The organism is Bacteroidia bacterium (genome assembly GCA_019695265.1).
GTDB lineage: Bacteria > Bacteroidota > Bacteroidia > JAIBAJ01 > JAIBAJ01 > JAIBAJ01.
The window spans coordinates 22,326-28,325 of the sequence record JAIBAJ010000039.1; the positions used below are offsets into that span (position 1 = coordinate 22,326).

General features: G+C 39.9%; 5 protein-coding genes. 4 read left to right on the plus strand and 1 reads right to left on the minus strand.

The features are described 5' to 3' along the window. Nucleotides 1–144: 144 nt before the first annotated feature. Together K1X82_07575 and K1X82_07580 are read left to right on the plus strand one after the other, a co-directional pair. Nucleotides 145–834, plus strand: coding sequence for a polysaccharide deacetylase family protein (locus K1X82_07575; protein ID MBX7181955.1), 690 nt, complete (start codon nucleotides 145–147; stop codon nucleotides 832–834). Next, the gene (locus tag K1X82_07580) at nucleotides 827–1,432 is read left to right on the plus strand and encodes an outer membrane lipoprotein carrier protein LolA (GenBank protein ID MBX7181956.1); all 606 of its coding nucleotides are present in this window, start codon (nucleotides 827–829) and stop codon (nucleotides 1,430–1,432) included. Before K1X82_07575 ends, K1X82_07580 begins: the two co-directional genes overlap by 8 nt. Before the next feature lie 209 nt (nucleotides 1,433–1,641). Here K1X82_07580 and K1X82_07585 read toward each other — a convergent pair whose 3' ends face one another. After that, complete coding sequence (locus tag K1X82_07585) at nucleotides 1,642–3,114, minus strand: sodium:solute symporter (GenBank protein ID MBX7181957.1); 1,473 nt, start codon at nucleotides 3,112–3,114, stop codon at nucleotides 1,642–1,644. Nucleotides 3,115–3,235: 121 nt separating this feature from the next. Between K1X82_07585 and K1X82_07590 the strand changes: the two genes are divergently transcribed. Together K1X82_07590 and K1X82_07595 are read left to right on the plus strand one after the other, a co-directional pair. Further along, entirely contained in the window at nucleotides 3,236–4,054 is an 819-nt protein-coding gene (locus tag K1X82_07590) for a T9SS type A sorting domain-containing protein (GenBank protein MBX7181958.1), read from the plus strand. A gap of 173 nt (nucleotides 4,055–4,227) precedes the next feature. Continuing rightward, nucleotides 4,228–5,652 carry an AAA family ATPase gene (locus K1X82_07595; GenBank protein ID MBX7181959.1) on the plus strand — a complete coding sequence of 475 codons (1,425 nt, stop codon included), beginning with the start codon at nucleotides 4,228–4,230 and terminating at the stop codon, nucleotides 5,650–5,652. The last annotated feature ends 348 nt before the right edge of the window (nucleotides 5,653–6,000 follow it).

Below are 6,000 nucleotides of genomic sequence, written 5' to 3' on the forward strand. Positions count from 1 at the left end.
AAAGGGTATTCTTTAGAAGTTAAACTTCCGATTTTGAGAAATTCTATTCCATAAATTGGCGTAATTTATGGATTGACACTCCAAATATTACGGAATAATTTCGAAAAACAGGGCAAATGAAAATTCCAATTTTACCTTTGTTCCATGATTTGGTTTGCCTTCCTTTTATTTCTTGCCTTTTCAGGTTTCATGGTGTATGCCTCGGCCTACATCGGCTCCCAAGTCTATGTAAAGGCATTGCTAAAGGGTAAACCCGGCAAAGGACAAATTGCTATTACTTTCGATGATGGTCCTGATGGTGAAAATACAAAACAGGTGCTGAATGTTCTTCGAAAACACCAAATCAAGGCCAGTTTTTTCTTAATCGGAAAAAAAATTGCTGGACAGGAAAATCTTGTAAAAGAAATTCACCAAGAAGGTCACCTGATTGGCAACCACTCTTTTGTTCATGATTTTTGGTACGACCTAAAAAACGAAAAGGAAATTTTGGAGGATATGCAACAATGTCTTACTTCAATTGAAAAGGCTGCAGGTATTCGAACAAAATTGTTTCGTCCACCTTATGGCGTAACCACCCCAAACATAGGAAAGGCCGTAAAAAAACTACACTTACATACCATTGGTTGGAGTTTGCGCAGCTTGGATACTACAGCCAAATCCAAAGAAGAACTTTTAAAACGGGTAGAAAAGGTAAAAGATGGCGACATTGTACTTTTTCACGATACAACCGAATTTATGGCCGAGTTTTTGGAAGAGTTTATTCAACTTTGCCATTCCAAAAATCTAAAAATTGTAGGATTGGACGAATTGTTAGGAATTGAATACTATGAATAAACTTTTTACTTTTCTTTTCTTCTTTCAAATTGGGCTGCATATTCAGGCTCAAACATCTGCAGAAAAATTAAGTGCATTAATGAAAAAGGTGGCTAAGGAAACCCAAACGTTACAAAGCCATTTTGAACAGGAAAAATTTTCGCCATTGCTTGAAAACACGGCCAAAACTTCGGGGCAACTTTACTTCCAACAACCCAAATCCATTTGTTGGAAATATGTGGGGGAAAAGGCTAATTCCATTGTTTTTAATGAAGAAAAGGCCTTTGTAATCTCAAATGGCAAACGCAAAGAATACAATTTGGAGAAAAATCCAATATTCCGAAAAATGAATGAACTCATTGCCAGCAGTGTCCAAGGGCAAGTGATGGAACAAAAGGAATTTAAAGTGGAGGTTAAGGAAGAAAAAGGAAATTACCTGGTTTACATGAAACCCAAGGCCAATGCTGTCAGGTTATTTGTAAAAGAAATTCAATTGAAGGTTAACAGCAAAGGTTTGGTCGAAGCACTGACCATATTCAGTAAAAATGGGGATTGGACAAAAATTATGTTTAGCCAACAGGTGGTAAATGCAAAAGTAGATGCCGGGCTTTTCAAGTAAACTATCTACCGTTTTTTAGCCAAACCAATACAGCTTAAAGAGAAATGTTTTTCCAACCTGTCAGGTACCTTGAATTACCTTTGGTTTCCTCTTGAGATTTTGGATCCAAGCTTTTAATAATTGGTTGGCATTTCACTGCATAAAAATTAAACAATTCAAAAAAAAATGCAAATGTTTTCACTTTTAAGGCCTTAACTCAATTAATAAAACTATTTAACTTGTTTTCCGGAGAAGATCCACAGCAATCCAAACATCAGCAAGCCATTAAAAAATAATAGCTCCAAACCAACCTTATAACCGCTTAACCATTGCTCGGAGTGCAAACTAAAATAATAACATACCACCGGTGGAATAATTGCCAAAATCGGAATCCATTTGTCTGTTGCTACCCTTTTGGTTAAAATTCCAAAGGCGAAAAGTCCCAACAAAGGTCCATAGGTATAGCCTGCCAGGGTTAAAATAGTATCTACAATGGCTTTATCATTGAGCAGACTAAAAACCACAATGCAAACCAACAAAAGCAATGCAAAACCAATATGAATCAAATTGCGATAAATTGTTTTCTTTTCTTCACTGACCTTTTCATTCCGCTGAAGGTGCAAAAAATCATAATAAAACGAGGTAGTAAGCGTAGTCAAAACCGAATCGGCACTGGAAAAAGTAGCAGCCGTTAAACCAATAATAAAGGCCAAACCGGCCCAAACTCCTAAATGGTTGAGTGCCAAAACCGGGAACAGCTTATCCGTAATCATTTTCCCTTCGGCATTTAAGGGAATGGCAATGTGGTTAAAATCAACAAAGGTGTAAAGCAAAACGCCCAAGGACAAGAAAAAAACATTGACCATGACCATTACAAAACTGAAGGAAACGATGTTCTTTTGAGCCTCTCCCAAACTGCGGCAGCTCAAGTTTTTCTGCATCATATTTTGATCCAATCCAGTCATGGCTATGGCAATAAAAAATCCCCCTAAAAATTGCTTCCAGAAGTAGTTCTTTTCCTTAAAATCCCAGAAAAAAGTTTCTGAAAGCGGACTTTCCTTCACCGTATTTACAAGGCCTGAAAAGTCGAGGTTTAAATTGGAGGCAATTGCTGCTATGCTTAATATAACGCCCATCAATAAAAACAAGGATTGGAAAGTATCCGTCCAGACCAAGGTTTTGATGCCTCCTTTGGCTGTGTAAACCAACATCAAGGCAATGATAAAGGCAACTGCTACAAAAAAGGGAATATGAAAAGCATCAAAAACAAAGGTTTGTAGCACCCCGGCAGCCAGAAATAAGCGTCCTGCCGCCCCCAAGGTTCTACTTACTATAAAAAAGAAGGAACCTGTTCTTTCTGCTCCGGCGCCAAAGCGTGTTTCAAGGTAAGTGTAGATTGAGGTAAGATTCATTTTATAATATACCGGCATCAATACATAGGCAATAACAAAATAGCCGGCCAAATAGCCAAGCACCAATTGTAAATAGGAGAATTTGGCCAAAACAACTAAGCCTGGTACGGATATAAAAGTCACACCGGAAAGGGAATCCCCGATCATACCAAATGCCACAGCCAACCAAGGTGAAGCTTTATTGCCTGTAAAATAACTGGTATTGTCGGCATGGCGGGAGGTGTAAATGGAAATTCCGACCAAGGCAAAAAAGTAAACCGCAATGGAAACAAGGATAATGATTGGACTCATATGGGGTAAAGGTAAATTCCTTAAAAAACTAGTTCAGTGGAATTCATATCTTTTTTCAACCACATAACGTGTAAGAAATTATTTCCATTGATTGCTAAATTTGTATCACCATTTTATCACCATGAAACAACTTTACACTACCCTCCTTCTATTTCTTTGCCTTTTTTCTTCCAAGGCTCAAACTTTCCAAACCTTCCACGACTTTTCGGCTGCTACAATTTTCGAAGACACTATTTCTATGTCCCAATTCGCCGGTAAGAAACTCATGGTAGTGAATACCGCCAGCTATTGTGGCTATACTCCCCAATTTGCCGACCTCCAAGAACTCGATTCTACCTACGAAAGCTATAATTTCGAAGTAATTGGTTTCCCTTGCAACGATTTTGGAAATCAAGACCCGCACGGTGATTCTTCTATTTGGGAATTTTGCTCTGCTACCTACGGTGTTACTTTTCAAATGATGTCAAAAGTTCATACCGTTGTGGGCGATACCGCACCTATTTACAAGTGGCTGCAACGAGCTGATCTAAATGGTGTTTCAGACGCTAGCATCAATTGGAATTTCAATAAATTTTTAATTGATGAACAAGGACATTGGGTTGCCCATTACCCTTCCTCCACCCAACCTTTCGATCAAGCCATTGTTGATTGGATCACCACACCATCTACTGTTGGAATTTCTACCACCTCCAACACCCTTGTTAGACTCCTGCAAAATCCTGTTTCAGATCAAATTCAATTCAAATTACCTCCAAGTTTCTCCGGTACCTGCCACTATAACTTGCTTAATCTTCAAGGACAATCGGTTTTGAATGGACAATTTTCATCGGATGCAAATTCATCTTTTCAAGTCCTTGTAAATCATTTACCTGGAGGAATTTATTCGCTCCAAATCCAAAATGCCACCTTGGCCCAAAACCTTAAAATAGCCATTCAATAGCCCTTATCCAGGTATTTCTGTAAAAGTTCTAAAATTCCTTTCGTCATTTTTGGCTGATTATTATTAACTTTTTAGCCATTTAAAAACAAAAACTATCATTTTTGGCTGTTTTTTAAAATAAAAAAAGCCGTTTTTACCAAAATTTACATACTTTTGGCTGATAAACTCAGGACATGAAAGAAATCATCGGCCGATACGAAGAACAAAAAACCATCCAAAAGCTTCTTACAAGTAAGCGTTCCGAATTCTTGGCACTATACGGTAGGCGAAGGGTTGGTAAAACTTACCTCATTCGGGAGTACTTCCAAAACAAATTTGCATTTTACCTCACCGGAATCGCTAATGCGAAAACCGAACAACAATTATTGAATTTCGACCTACAGCTGCAGCACCTTACCGGATCAGAACTACAACGATCTGCCAATTGGATCGAAGCCTTTTATAAGCTACGAACCTATCTCAGCCAACAAAACCCGGCCGAAAAACAGGTTCTATTCTTCGATGAACTTCCTTGGCTCGACACCAATGGTTCTGACTTTATCCAAGGTTTAGAACATTTTTGGAACAATTGGGCAGATGGTCAAAAAAACATCTTCCTCATCGTTTGCGGATCGGCGGCTTCCTGGATGATAAATAACCTCATCAACACCGCCGGAGGTTTACACAACCGCCTCACCCATCAAATGAAAATCCAGCCTTTCAACCTAAAAGAAACATTCGATTTTTTCCAACACAAAGGCTATCAATTTAACCAACAGCAGGTCATTTTGCTCTACATGACCATGGGCGGAATTCCCTATTACCTCGACCAGGTTCCTTCCGAAAAAAGCGCCGCACAAGCCATCCAAAACCTATTCTTTGACAAAAACGCAAAACTTCAAACCGAATTCAACCAATTGTATCGGGCCCTGTTCCGCAAACACGAAATCTACGAAAAAGTGGTTGAAATACTTTCCGGCAAGGCACTGGGTTTCACCCGAACCGAACTGGTCCAAAAAGGGCAATTGCAAAGCGGTGGCACTCTGTCGAAAGTACTGTTCGAACTCGAAGAAAGCGGATTCATCACCTCCTACCCTAGCCTCGACAATAAAGCCAAAAATACCATTTACAGATTGTCGGACTTCTACACGGCTTTCTATTTTCAATTTCTAAAAAACTACCGCGCATCCGACGAAAACTATTGGCTAAACCTCCAAAACCAGCCTATTTTCAATGCCTGGAAAGGAATTGCCTTCGAACAGGTTTGCCTGAGCCATGTGCCTCAAATTAAAAAAGCGTTGGGCATAAGCGGAGTACATTCCAAACAGAGCGCCTGGATTGGGGAAGCCAACAACCAAAAAGCACAGGTCGATTTACTTATCGATCGCCAGGATCAAGTGATTAACCTCTGCGAATGCAAATTTTCAAACGACGATTTTACCATCGACAAGGATTATGCAGCACAATTGAGACGAAAAATGGAGGTATTCAAAACAGCAACCAAGACAAAAAAGGTAGTCTGGCTTACTTTTATTACTACTTATGGCCTGCAAACAAATGCCTATTCCAATGAATTGGTGCAAAAATCAATCACTTCTGATGCCCTATTCGAATCATAATTATAATTTTTAGGCGGGCCCATTCGCAAAAACAGCTTGCCTTCGAATAAGAGTAACAAGGCGAATGGCCGGGCTATACACTGCAAGTCCTCAAGCCATTCGGCTAGCGCCTTCTGGCTTTCCGGGCTTTCCGTTTCTATCCCTGCCCGATGGCACTTCGAACAAAAAATTGGTTGAAAAACGCACATTCCGCTTCTCAACCCTTGACCTTTTAATTACGCAGGCTGCCCCGGGTAGCGATAGAAACGGAAAGCCCACAGGGATGCGTACCCCGAATACTTTCGGGGGAAGCAGACCGAGGACTTGAAGTGGATAGCGCGACCTTTTCGCCATGGCTAAAACCTGGGT

Excerpts from the sequence above, each read along its gene's own strand:
- K1X82_07590 (MBX7181958.1), top strand. The coding sequence starts at position 3,236 with ATGAAACAACTTTACACTACCCTCCTTCTATTTCTTTGCCTTTTTTCT.
- K1X82_07575 (MBX7181955.1), top strand. The coding sequence starts at position 145 with ATGATTTGGTTTGCCTTCCTTTTATTTCTTGCCTTTTCAGGTTTCATG.
- K1X82_07595 (MBX7181959.1), top strand. The coding sequence starts at position 4,228 with ATGAAAGAAATCATCGGCCGATACGAAGAACAAAAAACCATCCAAAAG.
- K1X82_07580 (MBX7181956.1), top strand. The coding sequence starts at position 827 with ATGAATAAACTTTTTACTTTTCTTTTCTTCTTTCAAATTGGGCTGCAT.
- K1X82_07585 (MBX7181957.1), bottom strand. The coding sequence starts at position 3,114 with ATGAGTCCAATCATTATCCTTGTTTCCATTGCGGTTTACTTTTTTGCC.